Here is a 20,661-nt window from a genome sequence, read left to right as displayed (position 1 = left end):
ATTTGGTTAATCTTCAGCTAATTTATTGATGAAAATTTGCAATCACTGAAATGAGGTTTGCTAATACTGATGTTATATTAGCTCTTTTTATTATATTGTTATATGATTTAGGTAATATTGATTGCTTTTGAGATTGACCAAACAATAATTTCTATTTATGAAACCCATTTTTGCTAAAATATTAGATGGAAAAGTAAACGATACCTATGGCTTAAAGGTAGTTGATGCGCCGTATTTTTCTACTGAATTTCACTTTCACGAGGAATGTCAGCTTACCTATACGTTAGAAAGTGAGGGGCGGCGTATGATTGGCGATAGTATCGAAAATTTTGGTTCTGATGAACTCATTTTGGTGGGTTCTAATTTACCGCACGTGTGGCATAACAGTAACCAATACTTTAACGCGGTTGATCCGCAACCGCATGCCCGCTCAATTTCAATCTTTATACATCCTGATAAAGTCCTTGATCTTTTTAAGGAGCCGGATAATATCCAGCGGATTAAAAACTTTTTTCAACTGGCCAAACGGGGAATGAAATTTGGCAATGGGGTAAAGAACCGGTTAAAGGAACTGATGCTGAAAGCAGCATTACAGACAGAAGAAATTGAACGTTTAATAAGTGTGCTGGAAATTTTAAACCTGCTTTGTTCCACTAAGGATTACAAATTTTTAACCAGTCCGGGTTACACCAATAATTATCAGTTGAAGGATAACGACAGGATGGATAAAATTTTAAAGTATGTTTTTGATCATTTTAATCAGGAGATTTTATTGAGTGCTGCGGCCGAGATGACGAATATGAATAAGCAGGCCTTTTGCCGCTATTTTAAAAACCGCACGCAAAAAACATTTGTAAGTTTTGTAAATGAGGTAAGAATAGGCCATGCCTGTAAATTAATGGCACAAAGCGATCAGCAGATCAGTGAACTGGCTTATGCTTGTGGTTTTAACAACCTTTCTAACTTTAATAAGTTTTTTAAACAGGCTAAAGGGGTTACGCCGAAGGAGTATAAGAAGATGTTGGTGGTGGATTAGTACTTCTGGCTATGCTTTATTCAGAGATTCCTCTAGAGGGGTCGTCATTGCTGAGGAGGAACGACGAAGCAATCTTTGGTGTAAGACTCGCGGGTATGAAAGATTGCTTCGTTGGCTGAAAAAGCCTCCTCGCAATGACGATTATTCTATATCAATTGCTGTTGAATACCATTTCTCTTACTTCGTCTTCGCTTCCTCAGCACTTAATAAAGCTTCCAGTTCTTTTATTTTTTCAGGATATTTTAACGCAAGGTTATTCTTTTCGCCCACATCATCGCTTAAATTATATAATTGGGCGTTTGGCAGGTTGCCGGTATCGGTATGGGGAAGTTTGTAATAAGCTTCTCCTTTTGATGGCCTGATGTATTTCCACTGGTCTTTAACTATGGCCAGTTGGCCGCTCTGTTCGATAAAAAAATCACGCCCCTTCTGGTCTTTTCCAATAAAGGCATTCCATACATTTTTACTGTCAATTGCATTTTTACTTTCGATGTTGAAGAAACTGGCAAAAGACGCCAGAAAATCAATCTGTGATACCAGTGCATCAGAAACGCCGGGTTTTATTTTCGCCGGCCACGAAATGATAAAAGGTTCTCGGGTACCACCTTCTAAAATGCTGTACTTCCCACCTCTTAACGGGCCTGCAGGTGTATGTCCGTTCAGTTTTTCAGCGCCCTGATCTTCATAGCCATCCATAATTACCGGACCATTATCACTGCTGAAAATAATCATCGTGTTTTTATCCAGACCCAGGTATTTCAGTTGTTTGGTGATTTCGCCAACGGCCCAGTCGAGTTGTAAAATTACATCGCCACGGTAGCCCAGTTCGCTTTTACCTTTAAACATGGTGGCAGGTAAGCGCGGTACATGCGGTTCGGTTAAGGCATAGTACAGAAAAAATGGTTGCTCTTTATTGTCTTCGATAAAGTTTTTGGCTTTAGTTAAAAAGGTAAAAGGTAATTCTTCATCGGTCCAGCGGGCCAGTTTTCCACCTTGCATGTAACCAATACGGCCGATGCCGTTTACAATCGTCATGTTATGACCGTGATTCTGTTCTGCAGGCATTTTTAACAGTTCAGGATGATCTTTTCCTGTTGGATCGGTACCCACCGGGTTTTTATAATCTACCGTAATCGGATCATTTGCATCTAAACCTACCACCAATTGATTTTCCATAAAAACGGTTGGCACCCTATCGGCAGTGGCCGGAAAAATAAAAGAATAATCAAAACCTACTTCTTTTGGACCTGGTTTTACCTCCTTGTTCCAGTCTTTTTCTACCGCAGTGCCCAAACCTAAATGCCATTTACCAACCAAGCCGGTTTTATAACCCGCCTGCTGGAAAATTGATGGGAGTGAACTGTTATCTGTTGGGACAATCAATGCCGCATCGCCGGGTAAAACACCAGTTCCCTTTTTGCGCCAGGCATACCTCCCTGTCATTAACGAATAACGCGAAGGTGTACAGGTAGAAGCCGTGCAATGTCCATTGGTAAACCTTAAGCCTTGTTTGGCCAAGGCATCAATATTTGGCGTTTTAATTTTTGTTGCACCATAGCAGCTAAGGTCGCCATAGCCCAAATCATCAGCGTAAATAATAATAACATTGGGTTTCTTTTGTGCAGATGCATAAAAGTTAAAGCTTGCCAAAAAGACAAATAAGGAGAGTAAAAATTTGTGGTTCATGGTTAGAAAGGCTATTCGGTTAGGCATAAAAAAGGCCAGACAATAATTGCCTGGCCTTGATATAATAAATATTAATCTTCCGCTAAGAATGGGTAACGGTAATCAGTTGGCGATTCGAAAACCTCTTTAATGGTACGTGGAGATACCCAACGCAATAAATTGATCATCGATCCTGCTTTATCGTTAGTACCCGAACCTCTTGCACCACCAAATGGCTGCTGACCTACAACGGCACCAGTACATTTATCGTTGATGTAGAAGTTACCCGCTGAGTTACGCAAAGCGTGGCTGGCTTTTTCAATCGCATACCTGTCCTGAGCAATTAAAGCACCGGTTAAAGCATAAGGCGAAGTGGTATCAATCAATTCTAAAACCTGGTCGAAATCCTTATCAGCGTAAACATAAACGGTTAAAACAGGACCGAACAACTCTTCGCTCATGGTAGTATATTTCGGATCATCAACCACTAAAATGGTTGGTACGATGAAATAACCTTTAGATTTATCGTAGTTACCACCAGCAATAATTTCTACACCTTTATCTTTTTTAGCCTGATCGATGTATTTTGATAATTTATCGAACGAACGCTCGTCGATAACAGCATTGATAAAATTGCTGAAATCTTCCGTTCCGCCCATTTTAAAGGTTGCAAGATCAGCTAACATCTGTTCTTTAATTTCTGGCCAAAGGCTTTCTGCAATGTACACACGGCTGGCCGCAGAACATTTTTGTCCCTGGTATTCGAATGCACCACGAACAATGGCGGTGCTCGCTACTTTTGTTTGTGCGGATGGGTGGACAAGGATAAAATCTTTACCACCGGTTTCGCCCACAATACGTGGATATGATTTGTATTTGTGGATATTGGTTCCGATGGTTTTCCAGATTTCCTGAAACACTTTGGTAGAACCGGTAAAGTGAATACCTGCAAAATCAGGGTGGTTAAAAATAACCTCTCCAGTTTCAGGACCGTCGGCATATACCAAATTGATTACCCCATCAGGTACACCCGCTTCGCGGAAAATTTCCATTAAAAGGTTGGCAGCGTACACTTGTGTATCAGCTGGTTTCCAAACCACAACATTACCCATCATGGCTGCAGATGCTGGTAAATTAGCTGCAATTGCTGTAAAGTTAAAAGGGGTAAGGGCAAAAACAAAACCTTCTAAAGGGCGCTGCTCTACACGGTTCCAGCTTCCGCGTGGCGAAACAGGAGGTTGTTGTTTGTAAATATCAACCATATAACTTACGTTAAAACGTAAGAAATCGATCAGCTCGCAAGCCGCATCAATTTCGGCCTGGTAAGCATTTTTGCTTTGACCCAACATGGTTGCAGCGTTTAATTTATAACGGTATTTACCGGCAATCAGATCGGCAGCCTTTAAGAAAATAGCAGCGCGGTGTTCCCAGGCCAGGTTTTCCCAGTCTTGTTTTGCCGCTAAAGCAGCATCAATGGCCTGTGTAATATGTGTTTTATCGCCAATGCTAAATTGGGCTAAAATATGTTGGTGATCGTGTGGAGGAACAACTTTACCTTTTTTGGTGGTATGAACTTGTTTGCCGCCAATATACATCGGAATATCCTGTTGCTGAGCGCGAGCCTCGGCAAGTGCTTCTTTTAAAAGTGCACGTTCTTTACTGCCTGGGCCATAATTTAATATAGGTTCGTTTACCGGAGTGGGTACGTTAAAAAATCCTTTAAGCATATTTTATTTTTTATGATTTGCACAAAGATAAGGCTTTTTGAGCTAGGCAATTCTATAATTCTGTAAAGAAAACAGAGCAAACGTTTGACTGTGGAAACTGGATTATGGAACGGGTAATTTTAAAGAAGATATGGTTAAAATCTGCCTAAATCGGAATTGTGGTATCAAACAATTATTCGTTATATTAGCTTAATTTAAAAATAAAACAACTAATCTCATCAACCATTTTTAAAAAAAATTACTACTATGGAAAAAAAGACATTATCTATAATCTGGAGCATTGTTTTAATGGTTCTTCTCTTTGGTGAAATAGCCGAATCTTTAGGACGCAGCATTGCGGCAGATTTTGATCTTCATAAGATAGAAGTAAAGAAATAATTGCATAGTTTGAAAATTTCTTCATTGCGGTAGAGATGATGATAATCAAAAAATATTCTTTGCAGCTTGAATAAAAGCGATGCTGAATAAATACCCTACTAACTAGGGAAAATCTAAAAACCCTTATCTGTTTAATCTGCGTTTTTTATCATTTTAAATCTGCGGGAAAAAACGTTGATAAGAAGAGTTGACAACTTTAAAAGCAGGGTGGTAAGAAAGTTGTCAACTCTTTAATTAATAAGCCGAAAACCAAATATCTCCCATAATGGATTATACTATTTAAGTTAGTGCGTACCCATAGATTACAAAGAAAACTGCCGCAGATTTAAGAAGATTTTAACGGGACGTTAAGGATGGTATAGTAGTTAATCCTTTAATAAACCAAAGCCAAATACCTTCCGTGGTGGCTCACACAACTTGGTTTAGTGCTTTTATAATCGAAAATATGATTCGGAGCTTCAAAAATCGAGATTTTAATCTCTTCTAAGTGGTTGTAAACAGGAGAGGCAATGGTATGAACAAAAGGTGTTTGAATATTACTTTTGGTGAAATAGGTATCTCCATCAATATTTACCTCTCCATCAATATTTGAATGAATAATACACTTCAAAATTTTAGGGGCAAAATTTCTGTTACCTGTTTTACGGTTATGGATTTTATAGGCCGATTCTTTCATGCTCCACAACAGCCACACCATACCATCAGGGTTTTTTGCCGATGAAATCAATACCTGTTCCTCATCAGTAAAAATCTTATCCAGATAGTTTTTACGCCGCCAGTTACTTTGGGTTTTGGCTAAATCCAGATCAACAATATCATTACCCAGCATTTGCCGCTAATTTTGATTCAATAATTTCAGTAGTGGCTTTTACATTAAGCATTTTTGCCATCGAATCATTGTCTATTTCAATATTGAATTTTTCTTCAATATCAAGAATGATATCAACCAGGTTGGCTGAATTTATCTTTAAATCATTAATAAAGTCGGTGTTCTCGTCGATATGGGCCAGGGCTGATGTTTCTTCGCTGTAAGGCTGAACGATGGTTTTTAAAGCTTCGATAATCTGTTCTTTATTCATAGGAGTATTTTTTAAAGATAACACAGGCGTTAATGTCGCCAAATCCGAAACTGGCTTTGGCTAAGATATTAATTGGTTGTCGGATTAACGTTTGGGGAATGCTTTTTACATCGATTAAGTTGGAGATTTCAGGATTTAAATCTTCACAATTGATATTGGGGAAAATAAAACCTTCAGATAATTCTAGTATGGAGGCCACACATTCTATACTTCCCGAAGCGGCGATACAATGCCCGATCATGCCTTTTAATGAGTTGATGTAGGGGAAATGGTCCGGAGGTAATTGCAATGCTGCTTTCCAGTTTTCTACTTCCAGGGCATCTTTGGTGGTAGCAGTAAGGTGACCATTAATCACATCAATTTCGTGTGCTTCAATGCCCGCGTTTTTTAAGGATGTTTGTATACAGCGCTGAACCGCGGTTGGATTGGGTGCAGTCATGGTTCCCAAGCCCCTTTGACCACCAGAATTGATATGGCCACCCAGTACTTCCCCGTAAATTTTGGCTTTTCTGGCCAGTGCACTTTCCAGCGATTCTAAAACCAATGCGCCTGCACCGCTTCCCGGTACAAAACCACTTGCTGTGGCGCTCATCGGTCTGCTGCCTTTTTCCGGTTCGTGGTTATGTTTAAAGGTACAAACCTTCATGGCATCAAAACCACCCCATATATAAGGACCGCTATCACTGGTGCTGCCTGCCAGCATTTTTGTAGCCTGACCGGATTTAATCCTTTCGTAAGCCAGTAAAATGCTTTCGGCTCCCGTTGCACAGGCTGAAGAATTGGTGCTTACCTGATTACCCAATCCGAGTTTGCCACTGATAAATGCACTCACGCCGCTGGCCATCGTTTGTATCACGACAGAACTTCCCAGTTTCCTGATTTCAAGCTCATCAATTTTATTAATGGCCCATCTAAATTTATCAATACCAGAAGTTCCGGTACCGAAAATAGATCCACTGTCCCAATCGGGTTCGTCATTATTTTCTATAGCTAAACCTGCATCTTTCCAGGCATCTAATCCTGCAATTACACCATAAACAATACCTGTACTATTTAAGTTGCGTAATTCGAGCGGAGTAAAGTATCGACTGATCCGTTCTTCGCTCAATTCGGGTTTTCCGGCAATCTGACAGGAGAAATTTAAAGTTTCCAGGTCAGGCTGGTGACGGATACCCGAAATCCCATTTTTTATTGCATCCGAAAATTCAGGAATGGTGGTGCCATTGGGTGCACATACGCCCAAACCGGTAATTACAACCCTGTTATCCATTGCTTTTTGAAATTAACATACCTGAAATATTTCCCTTGCAAAGCACCTTGCCAGCAACATTTTCCATTTTTACCTTGCAGCTTAGTTTATTAAACCTGAAATATATTTTTTCGCTGGTTACAATCACTTTCTCACCCGGATAAACCGGTTTTAAAAAATCTATCGCGTTTGATGTCATGGCAATTGATAGTTGATCTTCTATATCGTTATCTTTTAATAAGTAAATTCCCAAACATACCAAACCGATCTGCGCCATGGTTTCGGTGAGAATTACGGCAGGGGTAACCGGATGGTTTTTAAAATGACTTTCGTAAAAAAATAGGTTTTCAGTGTAAGTAAATACTCCCTTTGCACCATTTTCATCAATATGCAATAATTCATCAACAAATAGAAAGGATTTGCCGTAAGGAAGTTTAGCTAATATTTCTTCTTTTGTCATGAGTTATTGAAGGATTGAGTGATTGAATGAATTTTACCATTGCAATAATATTCTTTGTGCCGAAAAGCCTGGACCAAAGCTCAGCATCAATCCTTTTTCTCCTTTTGCCGGTTTTTTATCCATAGTACGTTCTAAAACATAGAGTACCGTTGCACTGCTCATATTTCCATAGAGTCTTAAAACTTCTTTGGTTTCGTCTATATTTTTACCGAGGTCGCTAAATAGTTCTTCTACGGTCTGGATAATCTTTTTTCCACCCGGATGAAAAATTAAGTGGTTTATATCTTTAATTTCAAGATCATTTTTAGCCAGAAACGGGTGGATAATAGCAGGGAAATGTTCAGCAATCGTTTCGGGTACGGCAATATCCAATACCATTCGTAATCCGGTATTGGTAAGCTGAAAACCCATCATTTCTTCCGCATCGTAAAAATGGTACATTTCTTCGGCCAAAATTTCAGGACCTTTATCTTCCTCATTCGAACTTAACAGTACACAGGCCGCACCATCTCCAAATATGGCTGCACTTACAATGTTGACCATCGAAAAATCGTTGAGCTGAAAGGTTGCCGTTGGCGATTCTACTGCAACAACTGCTGCCCGTTTGCCTGGATTTGCTTTCAGAAAATTCTTGGCGTAAATCATACCCGATACCCCGGCGGCACAGCCCATTTCGGTTACGGGTAAACGCACCACATCCTGGCGAAGTTTCAATAAATTGATCAGGTAAGCATCCAAAGATGGGATCATAATGCCCGTGCAGCTTACCGTGATGATGTAATCTAAATCCTGAGCTTGCCAGCCTGCTTTTTCGAGTGCCGAACTCAAACATTTAGCGCCTAATTTAATGCCTTCCCGCACATAAATCTGATTTCGTTCTTCGAAGCTTAAATCGCTAAAAACCTCTTCGGGCGACATGAACGAATAGCGTTTATCAACTGCTGCACCTTCGAAAATCTTTTTCACCTTTCTGATAAAACGCTCATCATGATCTTTCAGCCAAACATCAAGGAAGGGTAAAATCTCATCGGTTGATCTCCAGAACTCGGGCAAGGCTTTGCTTACTGCTTTTACGGTTACGCTCATATATTTTTAATTATCCATTGGTAGCGGAAAGCCCATTTCCATTTTATCGAACTCGATTTAAGGTTTAATTGTTTGGTATATTTAACCAGGTCGGATCTTTTAAACCCACGAAGGATAGATACCAATCCATCTTCGCGCGACATATCATTTAACCGAAATACATAACATAAAACCTTAAAAAGGCGATAAGCCAATGCACTTCGCTGCAGATCATTAATAACGATGCCTATTTTGGCCGATCTTTTGAAATTTTCCAACAGTTTAATAATTTCTTCATCCTTAAAATGATGGAGTGTTAAGGTACAGAGCATAATATCGCAGGGTTCATCCTGACTTAAATCCTCAAAAATATCGCTGCAATCGTAGGTGATATTGGGATAATTTTCGGATAAACTTTTTGCATGATCAATGGTAAACCTATTGGCATCAATTCCTTTCAACATAAAATGCAGGCCATTATTATTGGCATAATCGGCCAAAGTGCGCAACATATCGCCGTTTCCACAGCCAATATCAGTAATACGTATAACTTCATCCTTTGGTTTGCTGGCGATTAAGCTTTTAACCCCATCTAATGTAACTTTATTACCGCCAAGGAGTTGGTTAATGCTGGCTATTTTATCCAGTGCATCTCGTAATATTTCGCCTTCCATGTCAAAATCGTCCATAATTTCGGGGGCAGTGCTTCTATATGTGGTATCTACAGGCATTATGTTGTAATGGTAATGGGTTTTCCGTGGGTTTGTTTGATAATGGTGTCGAGTAGAAAAGGCATTTTGCCTAAAGTATTCATGGCAAACTTTTCGAATTTATTGTTTTTGAGCAGCGAAGATAAAATCCTGCCCATTTTTAATCGGTTTTTAAACTCCTTGTTCCATTGTGCAATATAATTTAGTTCAAGCGCATCACGAGAAGCAATTTTGCCTTCTATTTTTTGGTGCAGCAGCGTCGATACAATTTTAGCACTGTGAATAGCCATCGCCATACCATTTCCACAAAGTGGATGGATCAGTCCGGCCGTATCACCGATCATTAAAATGTGTTTATAAACAGGCTCTTTAGCTTCAAAGGAAATCTGGCTGATGGTTAATGGCATTTCAAACAAATTTTCTGCATTTTCGAAAATGTCTTTTAGGAACTTGTTTTTGTAAAGGATGTTTTCCTGGTTAGCTATAATGTTTTTATGCTTTTTAAAGCTTTCGTAATTGGCCAGGTAACAGATGTTTAACCGATCGTTTTCTACTTTGGAAACCCCACAATAGCCACCTTCGAAATTATGCAGGCTAACCACATCATCAGGAAAATTAGCTTTATAATGTGCTTTAACCGCAAGGTAGGGCGATTGCTTGTTGATGAATTTCCGGTTCAGTTTAACATCAATGGCTGATCTTTTTCCATAAGCCCCGATTACGTAAGAAGCAGCAAAACTAGCCGTTGCCGTTTCAACTATGAATTGATCATCTGTAAAATTCACTTGCACAACACGATCGTGGATCACCTTTACATTTCTTTTGATGAGTTCGGTGTAGAGGTAGTGGTCTATAGTGTACCTGCTTAGTCCAAAACCGCCAAGCGGTAATTTCGTCTGTATGCTTTTGCCCGAAAGGGAAGTAAAAATCAGATCGCTGATCAAAGCAGGTTCAAGGCTTTCAATATCGAGGCCGAGCCATTTAAAATAGGGCAGTACCTCGTTCGAAATGTATTCGCCACAAACTTTATGATGGGGATAGGTATCTTTCTCAATCAGCATCACATTTAGCCCGAGTTTGTTCATGTGGAGTGCAGCAGTTAAGCCTGCCAATCCACCGCCAATAATTAAAATTTCTGTTTCGGGCTGCATAAAATGAGATGGAACGCTAATATAACACTTTAAATGTCTGTTTGTTCCGGTTGCAAGTCTTTAACGCGTTTGCGCTCGTTTCCAAACGAGTGCAGAAATAGCTTTATGATTGTATCGTAGAACGTGTTGCACTTTTACCACAGAGGTCGCCGAGAAAAGACACCGAGGGCACGGAGTTGGGCGTATAGATAGCGTGCAGTCAGATGTTACCATCTGACAGGAACGTTAACAGTTTGAGACCGGGTTTAAAAACCTTTAATAGCAGCAGTGGCAGTATTGGTTAAACGGGATTGCAGCGATATACTTTTGTTTTCCTTCAAAAACAAAAGATTTAGCGGAAAGCCCGGCTAACATTAATCTTTACTGCAGGCACTGCTTTCCCAATTATTTTAATCTGTTTATTGCTTGTGAAGAAATAGCTTTACGATTGCATCGTTGAACACGGGCGTTAGCGCTAATTTTTTATCTATCACTCCGTTCTTCCATATTCAAATCGGTATCGAACGGACTTTTGGTAAATGGATAAATAGATTGTTTAACAAAACCTTTCGGGTAGGCAGCCTCATGCACACCCGTTCCTGCCGGCCATTCCTTGCCTGGTAAATAATAAGTGCCGAATATCATATCGATAAAAGGGAATATAGAGGCAAAATTATGTCCGTAATATTTAGGGTCTTCGCAATGGTGCCAGTGGTGGTATTGAGGTGTTGTGAAAATATATTTCAATGGTCCGAAATTAATCCGGGTATTGGCATGGATCATAACTGCGTGGATGGCAATAAAAATGATGTACACATTAAATACCGTTGATGAAAAACCCAATACATAAAGCGGAATAAAAGTCATGGCACGGGTAAAAAAGATATCGATAAAATGGGTACGGCTTCCGGCCAGCCAATCCATATTCTGTGTAGAGTGGTGTATGGAGTGGAAACGCCACAGCGATACCCTGGTGTGGAAAAAACGATGTGCCCAATATTGAAAAAGATCCGTGCTAAAAAATGCCAAAAACAAGGCTACTATAAATGGCAAACCCTGTACCCAGGCATGTACCTTATCCAGTCCCATCCATCCAAAAAATAATACTGCAGGTTTTTGGGTGATGATACCGAAAAATTGAATAAACAGGTGGCTGATTACAAAATACGTTAAATCGGTACGCCATTCTTCGTGGAATTTGGTCTGCTCATTATTTTTCGGGAAAAACAACTCCAATGGAACAAAAATAGCGACCATTAAAAGCAGGTCTAAGATCATCCAGTCTAACCCAAAATGCCAGTTCGATTTAGCAACATCCCTGCCTTCTACGCTTAACGCACCCAGTATAACCGCTAAAGCGCCCAATGCAAAACCTGGCCACGCCCATTTAATTTTTTTGCTGAGGATTAAACTTAATAAAGCGAAAAAGAAACAGGCAATAACACCACCAAGCATTAAAGCTTCCATACTCTCTTTGGTGTATATTTCGCGGAATTCGGGGGTGGTAAGCTTTTCAGGATAATGAAAACAAAGGATCCCTAAAAGCGCCAATACAGCTAAAAAAATAGAAATATACCCACTGATCTGGCCTTGGCCTACAACTAATCTTTTACTCGGAGACATTAAAATATGTTTTGATAGATAACAATGATAATAAAAAAACTTAAATTATAGTTGATTTATTAGTTCAATTGTTCATTGGTTCAATTGTCATTCGTTTATTGGTAACTGCCAACTGCCAACTGCCAACTGAAAACAGGATATTGTTTCGTTTAGTCAATAATGCGCTTGATTACTGATCATTGGACATTGATTATTGGTCATTAGTAAATCGACTTCCGACTCCGGACTCCCGACTTCGGACTATATCATTTTTCTCCAAACCATTTCATCCGCTTATCGGTTCCTTTATGGGGCATGCCACTACAATGCCTTTCTTTTTTAAATAATCAGTATTTTTGAAACCACGATATGTTACTAAACTACCTACGTCTTTTACTGCTCCCTTTTTCATTGATTTACGGAATGGCCATCATCCTCCGTAAAAAACTTTACGATTGGGGGATCCTACGATCGGTGAAGTTTGATCTGCCTGTAATTTGTGTAGGTAATCTGGCCGTTGGCGGATCGGGAAAAACACCTACCGTTGAATATTTGGTGAGGTTGCTGGCTGATTACAAAATCGCGATTTTAAGTAGGGGATATGGCAGGAAAACAAAAGGATTCATTCTTGCCGATGGCAATGCCACTGCCGAAACCATTGGTGATGAACCTTTGCAGTACCATCAAAAATTTAATGGGATAACCGTTGCCGTGTGCGAAGACCGTGTAAAAGGCATTAATAAGTTGAAAGAAAATCACGATTTAATTATCCTCGATGATGCCTTTCAGCACCGTGCTGTGCGGGCAGGTTTTAATATCCTGCTTTTCGAATTTAGAAAATTAGGCACTTTGCAATTTTTACTGCCGGCGGGTAATCTGAGAGATGTTTTTTCTTCCAGAAAAAGAGCAGATGTTTTATTAGTTACAAAGTCGCCCGTTCCTTTGTTACATGTGGCCCAACAGGCTTCAGTAAATGAGTTGCAGCCCAATGTCGGTCAACCGGTATTACATTCTTACCTACAATATGGCAATCTGCATCATTTGTATCAAAATGAAAGCCGCACACTCGAATCAATTAAAGATTTTGAAATTTTTCTTTTAACCGGAATCGCCAATCCGGAACCCTTAATAGAAGAACTCGGGAAATATTCAACAACCATTAAACACGAAGAATTTCCTGATCATTATGCCTTTAAAGAAGCAGATATCAGAAAGTTTAAAAGCACTTTTCTGGCCGGGATTAAAAAAGAAAAAATCATCATCACAACAGAAAAGGATAGCAAGCGTTTAAGAGCTACCGGATTTGAAGATTTACTGGTAGATTTACCTGTATATTATTTACCCATAGAGGTTGAATTATTTGAAGAAGATAAGATTACCTTTGACGAACTCATTTTAAATTATGTTAAGAGCAATAGAAGAAACCGTTGAATATATAAAACGTAAAACAGAAAATTTTAAACCAGAAATAGGCATTATTTTAGGTACTGGTTTAGGTGGCCTGGTAAAAGAAATCGAGGTTGAACATCAATTGATGTATTCTAATATCCCAAACTTTCCTATTTCTACTTTAGAATTTCATAGCGGCAAACTTATTTTTGGTACATTAAACGGAAAGAAAATTATTGCCATGCAGGGCCGTCTGCATTATTATGAAGGTTACAGCATGCAGCAAATTACCTTCCCGGTAAGGGTAATGAAAGGTTTAGGCATCGAAAACCTGATCGTTTCCAATGCTGCGGGTTCATTAAATCCCGAATTTAAAAAAGGCGATTTAATGATTATCGAAGATCACATTAACCTGCAACCCGATAATCCTTTGCGCGGTATCATCGAAAGTGAGTTGGGACCTCGTTTTCCGGATATGAGCCAGCCTTACAAACGCGATATCATTGCCAAAGCTTTAGAAATTGCAAAAGATGTTGATATCAAATGCCATAAAGGCGTGTATGTAGCCGTTTCCGGTCCGAATTTAGAAACCAAAGCAGAATATAAATATTTACGTTTAATTGGTGCCGATGCAGTGGGCATGAGTACTGTACCCGAAGTAATTGTGGCGAATCATGCCGGTTTACCCGTTTTTGCCATTTCTGTACTTACAGATGAAGGTTTCCCTGAAGATCTGCAACCTTTTAATTTAGATGAAATTTTAGCTGCTGCGGCCAAGGCCGAACCAAAGATGACAGAGATTTTAACCCGCTTAATTTCTGAATTGTAACATGCGTAAAATCGTTCAAATCTGTTTTTTAGTCTTTATGCTTGCTGGCATCAATAAAGCCTTTGCACAAGATTTAAAAACAAATGTGGGTACCAACAAAGAACTCGATTCTGTGCGGAAAAAACTGGATGGTGGAAAAGATTCTGTGGTTTTTACAGCAAGGTACATCCGCTTTACCAAACTTGGTTTAAGTAAAGATAGTATTGTTCTTTTGCCTTTGGATACCACTACTGTTAATATCCAGAATTACAGTCCGCTTTTACAGCCCATGCATCCTACCGTTAGTACAGGTAATATGGGTTTATCTGCGAGGCCATTATTATATGAGCCGAGTAAGCGGATAGGTTTTGATGTGGGTTTCCACTCGCTCGATTATTACGCCTTAACCCCCGAAGATATTATTTACTATCAGGCCAGAACGCCTTTTACCAGTTTATACTTTGTTAGTGCCGGACAAAAGGAACAGCTTTTTAGGGCTATACATAGCCAGAACATTAAGAAAAACTGGAACGTTGGCGTAAATTTTAACCGCGCAGATTCTAAAGGTTTTTATGTGAGGCAGCGCGGTGATAACTTGAATGTTGCTGTTTTCTCCTGGTACCAATCGCCTAGCAAACGTTATAACATGTGGGCCTCTGCAATTTTTAATACCATGCGTGGTTACGAAAATGGTGCGGTGGTAGCAAAAAATATATTCGATCCGGGCTATAACGCCATCAGCAGAGATGGTGAAGCCGTAAACCTGGCGGATGCGCGGAACATGTATAAAAAGAATACGTTGTTTTTAAAGCAGACTTATTATGTAGGCAGAATTGATACTTCTGCAAACGCAAACAATGCTGTTTTGCCGACCAATAAAGTTACTTATACCTTTGAGTACAATAATGACAGTTACGATTTTTATAAAAATGGTACTGATCCGAACAATGTATTGCCTCCCGGGATAAATAGTACAACGTTTACAAACGATTCTACCCATGTACAGCACATTAAAAATGAATTTATTTATAGTTTTTTCTTAAGACCTAAAAATTCATCACTGATTAAAAATGAATTAAAGGTTGATGCGGGAATCAGGCACGATTACTACAAACACGAATTTTTGGGTATTAAACAAGACGGAACAAATTACGAACAAAGCCGTTTTGCTTATCAGAATATAACCATTTTAGGAGCTGCAGGTTATAGATTCTCTTCTAATATAGATTTTAACTTAAATGTTGAACAAATATTGCAGGGCGAAAATGCAGGCGATTATTTGTATGAAGCGAAAAGTAAAATCTTGTTGAGCAAATCAATCGGACGGATAGAGGTAGGGGCTTATGCACAAAACCAATCGCCGGCTACCATTTTCAATTATTACCATGGTAACCATTATCAGTGGACCAATAACGATTTTAAAAACACTAAAATTGCCAATTTATCATTCAATTATATTAATGATAAATATGCTTTAAACGCAGGGGCCAGGTATATTTTAACCAGTAATTACCTGTATTTCGGTGCCGATCATTCTAGCGGTACCACGGCTATTTTACCTAAACAGGCAACAGCCGATATCAGCTTGATCAGGATTGATGTATCCAAAAAGTGGAGGTTTGGCAGGTTTGCAATGGAAAATTATGTAGCTTATCAAAAAACCGATGATAATGCCATTTTAAGAACCCCCGAATTTTATACTTATAACAGTATTTATTTCGATAATACCTTTTTTAAGGTGTTAAAAGCAAATATAGGCTTTGATGTAAGGTACAATTCTGAATACGCAAATTACCTGTATTCGCCAGCAACCGCACAGTTTTATATAGACGAAAGCAATCCGGTTACTTTCGCATCAAAACCGATTGTAGATGTTTTCTTTAAAGCCAATTTGAAACGGGCCAATATATTTGTGAAATACGATTTCGTAAACCAGGGGTTATTTCAAAGGGGATATTATACCGTAAACAGGTACCCGATGCAGGATGCATTGTTGAAGTTTGGCGTAACCTGGAACTTCTACGATTAATAAATCAATTGATGACATAAACAGAGATTGTATCATAAAGTTGATTACAGCTCAAATGCTGTAATGTTAAGCTTGGTGAAACATCTTGAAAAGTATTTAAAAGGTTCTTCGACAGGCTACCATTGACAGATCCCATAGTAAAGTCGTCATTTCGACTGGAGTGTAACGTAATGGAGAAATCTTTTAACCTGGTTCAAAGATTTCTCCACTGCGGTCGAAATGACAATACTCCGAGACCAATTAACTCCTTTATCCATCTGTCACTCATATTGATCTTTATAGCATACATTATCCTACCATGGACAGAATCTAAATAGAAACGTCGTCATCTCGACTGTAGCGCAGCGAAATGGAGAGATCTATTTACCAAGTTATTGAAATCGAATTTAAAAAATTTCTTCCCGAATCTTCGGGATCGAAATGGCGGCTCCTCGAGTAAAGCAAAAAATATTCAACTGAAGTTTTATAAGGCATAAAAAAACCGTCCCGATTTTATATCGGAACGGTTTTTTAACTTTAAGCCTTTTCTTAGAACGAATAACCAACTGAGAAACCTAATACGCGGTTAGTTAACTTGTTGGCATTAGCTTGTCTGTCTTTTGGAGTTAAATCGGTTAAACCTAAACCATAGTTAGCACCCACTAAAAATCCAGAGTTTGTACGGTAAGATAAACCGAAGTTTGCACCGAAATCTGTACTGCCAAAATTTTTATCGCTTGCACTACCAAAAGATAAGTCGCTATCATTAGAAACAACAGCTGTAGTACTTGCATTAGTAGTGTTATTTACAGTTGTAGTTCTTATTTCTCCTTTATCTTTTCCAGAGATATTGAAGCCAATATAAGGACCTGCACTAATCTGTATTGCTCCAGCATCACCCGTAGGAATTCTAAATACCGCGTTAATTGGAACCTCAATGGCCATTAAATTGGTTTTTCCGGTTGTTGTAGTAGTTATGGTTGAATTATTGGCCGTTATTGTCGATACTGATTCACCCTTTGCACCTTTATTTTGTAATGATATACCTGGTTGAATAAAGAAGTTGTTTCCTACACCAAAATCACCAAATGCAGTAACATTAAAACCAACGTTGTTTTTTACATTCTCGTTGTATGCGTTTGCTGCTGCATCATCACCACCTGCGTGGAATTTTGATAAGTTAACACCGGCCTTAATTCCAAAACGGGCAGTCTCGCCAGTCATTTTTGTTTGTGCAAATGCACCTGTTGCCAATAAAATAACCGAAGCGCTTAATAATAACTTTTTCATAATATTTTTCTTTTAGAAGAATCTTGTTTTAAAATTTTCAGGCTTTCACCTGTTGTTAATTACAAGCCTCATTTCCAAAAGCTGTGCCAAAGTATCAAGTCTGTTACATTTAAGCTTCTAATTGTCTGGTTTACAGTGTCTTTTTTAATGATTTCTGATATGGTGATATCGATAGATCGTTATACCAATGCAGGGGTTTCACTGTATAGTTAATAGGAATATTAAGTGTAATTATGAATTTTTTACACCCAAAAGGAATAATGCCAAACCAATAATATTATAAAAAATTAAGTTTTTTGAGGTTTCTTTTTTGCTGCCGGGAAGAGCACATTGTTTAAAATTAAACGGTAACCCGGCGAATTGGGATGTAAACTTAAATCTGTTGGTGGATCGCCAACCGCATGCTGGTAATCTTCCGGATCATGACCTCCATAAAAAGTAAACTGCCCTTTACCAATCTCTCCATGTAAGTACCTCACTTCAGCAGCACCCTTATTTTCGCCCAACACAGTTACGCTGGTCTTCACCAGGCTTTTTCTAAAAGCGGTTGTTTGCCCCATAAAACCTTTAATTACCTTATCGTGATCTTGTGTAAGCATGGTGGGCACCAAATCCCATTTGGCAGAAAAATCGAATAAAGTAAAGTAATCGTTGCTTTGGTTTAAAGTACGTGTTTGTGTAGCATCAATATCCGAAAATTCATAATTCATGGGATTATTATCCAGTTTAAAATTCTGAAAAGCCAAAGTTTTGTTAAAATCCAGTTTAGCTTGTGCATTTGGGTCGGCAGGGTCTCCATCAAACATTTGGGCGCAGATATCTACACCATCTGCAGCCAGTGCAATATCGAAACTATCGGTACCAGAACACATGGCAAAAAGAAAACCTCCCCCTGCACAGTATTCTTTGATGTGTTTGGCTACAGCCAGTTTCATTTCTGAAACTTTTTTATAGCCCATACGCTTGGCCAGCGCTTCCTGGTTTTTAACGTCTTCCTGGTACCAGGTGGCATACCTGAAATTGGCCCAAAAACGTCCGTACTGACCGGTAAAATCTTCATGGTGTAAATGCAGCCAGTCATATTTGCTTAATTTATCCTGAAGAATATCGTCATCATAAATTACATCGTAAGGAATTTCGGCATAAGTAAGCACCAGCGTAACCGCATCATCCCAAGGTAATTTGCTCTTAGGAGAATATACCGCAATTTTGGGCGTTTTCTCCAGTTTCACCATTTCCATATTTACTGATGGGTCGCTAATTTCGTTCAGCAAACTCACTACTTTACCATCAGCAATTACTTCGTATGATACTCCGCGGATCTTCAATTCATCTTCTACAGCTTTGTTGTATTTGATTAAAAAGCTACCACCGCGATAATTTAACAGCCAATCAACCTCCAGTTGTTTACTGATGGTCCAGTAGGCAATTCCATAAGCTTTAAGGTGGTTTTTCTGGTCTTCATCCATATAAATTAAGAGTGATGAAGCCCTAAGCCCTAAAGAGCAAAGCAGGCAAATGAGCAGGATATAATATTTCTTTATCAAATCGGTGTGCTTAAAACACTAAAATACCGCATTTAAACTGGATAGAAAAATTTAATGATGTTATAAGTTATACAATTTTGTTATTTTTGCCCTCTACCAAAAAAAATGAACATTTTTTTAGGCGAACAAAATTTAAAATTAGTACCGATATTAATATGAGTAAAGCAATAATAAAAACAGAAAAAGGCGAAATGACCGTAGAATTCTACGAAAATGACGCGCCGAAAGCCGTTGCAAACTTTAAAAAATTAGCTAAAGAAGGCTTTTATGATGGTGTAACTTTTCACCGTGTAATCCCTAACTTTATGGTTCAGGGTGGATGCCCAAATTCAAAAGATCCGGCTAAAGCACATTTAGCAGGTACTGGTGGCCCAGGTTATAAAATCGATTGCGAACTGGACGGAGAAAATCAGTTTCACGACCGTGGTGTTTTATCGATGGCACATGCTGGCCGTAACACTGGTGGTTCACAGTTTTTTATCTGCCACAGCAGAACCAATACTGCACATTTAGACCGTAACCATACTTGTTTTGGTAAAGTTGTTGAGAATGTAGATCTTGTTGACGATATCCGCCAGGGCGATAAAATTTTGAATATTGAAGTTTTAGAAGATTAAAAAATAGATGCGAGATTTGAGACATTAGATTTGAGACTTGATTTCTCTGATTAATGTCCCATTCTCATTAATAATTGAACAGGGAGTTTTAGTTATTTGATTTGAGTGATTTCTCATTTCTCATATCTCGAATCTCATATCTCAAAAAAAAATATGAATTTAAGAGGAATTGTTGCCGTATCTGGCAGACCAGGTTTATTTAAACTGGTTGGGCAAAATAAAGTAGGTTATATTTTAGAGGGTTTGGATGCCCAAAAAACTAAAGTTGTAGCCAACATTACCAATACTAAACTGGCTTCGTTAGAAGACATTACGGTATATGGTGAGGATGAAGAAATTAAATTGGCAGATATTTTTGCTAAAATTTCTGAAAAAGGATCAACCCCGGATTTAAAAGGCGATTTACGTGCTTACTTTTTAGAAGTAGCTCCAGGTCACGATCAGGAAAAAGTTTATGCTTCAGATATGAAGAAAATCATTACCTGGTATAACCTGTTGAAAGATCTTCCTTTATTTACTGAAGAAACTCCGGAAACACCTGGTACACCGGCAGAGGTTAAATTATCAGAAGAAAAAGCAGCTTCAGACAAGAAAACTAAAGCAAGTGGCGCAAAAGCATCAGCGAGTGCTAAAGCAACTACTAAAACTTCAGCTCCTGGTAAAAGCAAGCATGACAAGTAAAAAAGGCGTTTAAGCTTTATTTACATGATGATAGAGAACACCAGGCCATGTGTCTGGTGTTTTTTTATGGGTTTAATCGAAGAAATACCAAAGTAAAGCTACAATTGCTAAAGAAGCAATAATGCTGATCCATAAGTATTTATTGTTGCGGTTCTGATCGCTTTTATATCTGTATTCCCGTTTATATTTATCTAATAGCATAATTTCTTTTATTTAATGA

At 38.7% G+C, this 20,661-nt stretch carries 20 protein-coding genes; 7 read left to right on the top strand and 13 right to left on the bottom strand.

From position 1 onward, the window contains the following. The first annotated feature begins 157 nt into the window (after positions 1 to 157). The gene (locus U859_RS0120370) at positions 158 to 1,036 is read left to right on the top strand and encodes an AraC family transcriptional regulator (protein ID WP_025145161.1); all 879 of its coding nucleotides are present in this window, start codon (positions 158 to 160) and stop codon (positions 1,034 to 1,036) included. Positions 1,037 to 1,213: 177 nt separating this feature from the next. Here U859_RS0120370 and U859_RS0120365 read toward each other — a convergent pair whose 3' ends face one another. Then, entirely contained in the window at positions 1,214 to 2,722 is a 1,509-nt protein-coding gene (locus U859_RS0120365; protein WP_025145160.1) for a sulfatase family protein, read from the bottom strand. Between the two features lie 71 nt (positions 2,723 to 2,793). Then, on the bottom strand, positions 2,794 to 4,428 hold the full coding sequence (pruA, locus tag U859_RS0120360) for an L-glutamate gamma-semialdehyde dehydrogenase (protein ID WP_025145159.1): 1,635 nt from the start codon (positions 4,426 to 4,428) through the stop codon (positions 2,794 to 2,796). Positions 4,429 to 4,674: 246 nt separating this feature from the next. Here pruA and U859_RS32515 point away from each other — a divergent pair, with 246 nt between their 5' ends. Then, positions 4,675 to 4,806 carry a hypothetical protein gene (locus tag U859_RS32515; RefSeq protein WP_262496805.1) on the top strand — a complete coding sequence of 44 codons (132 nt, stop codon included), beginning with the start codon at positions 4,675 to 4,677 and terminating at the stop codon, positions 4,804 to 4,806. 373 nt (positions 4,807 to 5,179) lie between these two features. Here U859_RS32515 and U859_RS0120350 read toward each other — a convergent pair whose 3' ends face one another. From U859_RS0120350 to U859_RS0120315, 8 genes are all read right to left on the bottom strand, one after another. Further along, entirely contained in the window at positions 5,180 to 5,635 is a 456-nt protein-coding gene (locus U859_RS0120350) for a 4'-phosphopantetheinyl transferase superfamily protein (RefSeq protein ID WP_025145158.1), read from the bottom strand. Next, a complete protein-coding gene (locus tag U859_RS0120345; RefSeq protein ID WP_025145157.1) occupies positions 5,625 to 5,885 on the bottom strand; it encodes an acyl carrier protein in 261 nt (86 codons plus the stop codon). Before U859_RS0120345 ends, U859_RS0120350 begins: the two co-directional genes overlap by 11 nt. Then, a complete protein-coding gene (locus U859_RS0120340; protein ID WP_025145156.1) occupies positions 5,878 to 7,155 on the bottom strand; it encodes a beta-ketoacyl-[acyl-carrier-protein] synthase family protein in 1,278 nt (425 codons plus the stop codon). Before U859_RS0120340 ends, U859_RS0120345 begins: the two co-directional genes overlap by 8 nt. Next, the gene (locus U859_RS0120335) at positions 7,148 to 7,594 is read right to left on the bottom strand and encodes a 3-hydroxyacyl-ACP dehydratase FabZ family protein (RefSeq protein WP_025145155.1); all 447 of its coding nucleotides are present in this window, start codon (positions 7,592 to 7,594) and stop codon (positions 7,148 to 7,150) included. The genes U859_RS0120340 and U859_RS0120335 overlap by 8 nt, the downstream gene beginning before the upstream one ends. A gap of 33 nt (positions 7,595 to 7,627) precedes the next feature. After that, a complete protein-coding gene (locus U859_RS0120330) occupies positions 7,628 to 8,680 on the bottom strand; it encodes a type III polyketide synthase (RefSeq protein WP_025145154.1) in 1,053 nt (350 codons plus the stop codon). Continuing rightward, positions 8,677 to 9,390 carry a methyltransferase domain-containing protein gene (locus U859_RS0120325; protein WP_025145153.1) on the bottom strand — a complete coding sequence of 238 codons (714 nt, stop codon included), beginning with the start codon at positions 9,388 to 9,390 and terminating at the stop codon, positions 8,677 to 8,679. Before U859_RS0120325 ends, U859_RS0120330 begins: the two co-directional genes overlap by 4 nt. Beyond that, positions 9,390 to 10,520 (bottom strand): NAD(P)/FAD-dependent oxidoreductase, encoded by a 1,131-nt coding sequence (locus tag U859_RS0120320; protein WP_025145152.1) that lies wholly within the window; start codon positions 10,518 to 10,520, stop codon positions 9,390 to 9,392. Before U859_RS0120320 ends, U859_RS0120325 begins: the two co-directional genes overlap by 1 nt. Positions 10,521 to 10,982: 462 nt before the next feature. Continuing rightward, positions 10,983 to 12,122 (bottom strand): sterol desaturase family protein, encoded by a 1,140-nt coding sequence (locus U859_RS0120315; RefSeq protein WP_025145151.1) that lies wholly within the window; start codon positions 12,120 to 12,122, stop codon positions 10,983 to 10,985. Positions 12,123 to 12,470: 348 nt separating this feature from the next. On the opposite strand from U859_RS0120315, the gene lpxK reads away from it, so the two are divergent. From lpxK to U859_RS0120300, 3 genes are read left to right on the top strand one after another with little or no spacing between them, the layout of a single operon-like run. Beyond that, a complete protein-coding gene (lpxK, locus tag U859_RS0120310) occupies positions 12,471 to 13,532 on the top strand; it encodes a tetraacyldisaccharide 4'-kinase (RefSeq protein ID WP_025145150.1) in 1,062 nt (353 codons plus the stop codon). Further along, positions 13,504 to 14,319 carry a purine-nucleoside phosphorylase gene (locus U859_RS0120305; protein WP_025145149.1) on the top strand — a complete coding sequence of 272 codons (816 nt, stop codon included), beginning with the start codon at positions 13,504 to 13,506 and terminating at the stop codon, positions 14,317 to 14,319. The genes lpxK and U859_RS0120305 overlap by 29 nt, the downstream gene beginning before the upstream one ends. A gap of 1 nt (position 14,320) precedes the next feature. Next, complete coding sequence (locus U859_RS0120300) at positions 14,321 to 16,327, top strand: putative porin (protein ID WP_240183080.1); 2,007 nt, start codon at positions 14,321 to 14,323, stop codon at positions 16,325 to 16,327. A gap of 528 nt (positions 16,328 to 16,855) precedes the next feature. On the opposite strand, the gene U859_RS0120295 is transcribed toward U859_RS0120300, so the two are convergent. Further along, a complete protein-coding gene (locus U859_RS0120295; RefSeq protein WP_025145147.1) occupies positions 16,856 to 17,596 on the bottom strand; it encodes an outer membrane beta-barrel protein in 741 nt (246 codons plus the stop codon). Positions 17,597 to 17,883: 287 nt separating this feature from the next. Further along, positions 17,884 to 19,065 carry a hypothetical protein gene (locus U859_RS0120290; protein ID WP_025145146.1) on the bottom strand — a complete coding sequence of 394 codons (1,182 nt, stop codon included), beginning with the start codon at positions 19,063 to 19,065 and terminating at the stop codon, positions 17,884 to 17,886. Positions 19,066 to 19,298: 233 nt separating this feature from the next. On the opposite strand from U859_RS0120290, the gene U859_RS0120285 reads away from it, so the two are divergent. Next, entirely contained in the window at positions 19,299 to 19,760 is a 462-nt protein-coding gene (locus U859_RS0120285) for a peptidylprolyl isomerase (RefSeq protein ID WP_025145145.1), read from the top strand. 153 nt (positions 19,761 to 19,913) lie between these two features. Then, positions 19,914 to 20,441: a DUF5606 domain-containing protein gene (locus tag U859_RS30560; RefSeq protein WP_051584742.1), complete on the top strand. Its 528-nt coding sequence runs from the start codon at positions 19,914 to 19,916 to the stop codon at positions 20,439 to 20,441. A 72-nt stretch (positions 20,442 to 20,513) separates the two neighbouring features. On the opposite strand, the gene U859_RS32510 is transcribed toward U859_RS30560, so the two are convergent. Next, positions 20,514 to 20,642 (bottom strand): hypothetical protein, encoded by a 129-nt coding sequence (locus U859_RS32510; protein WP_262496803.1) that lies wholly within the window; start codon positions 20,640 to 20,642, stop codon positions 20,514 to 20,516. Positions 20,643 to 20,661 lie beyond the last annotated feature (19 nt).

Origin of the sequence: Pedobacter jeongneungensis (assembly GCF_000633455.1) — a bacterium.
Lineage (GTDB): Bacteria > Bacteroidota > Bacteroidia > Sphingobacteriales > Sphingobacteriaceae > Pedobacter > Pedobacter jeongneungensis_A.
This window is presented reverse-complemented; position numbering and strand designations above follow the sequence as displayed.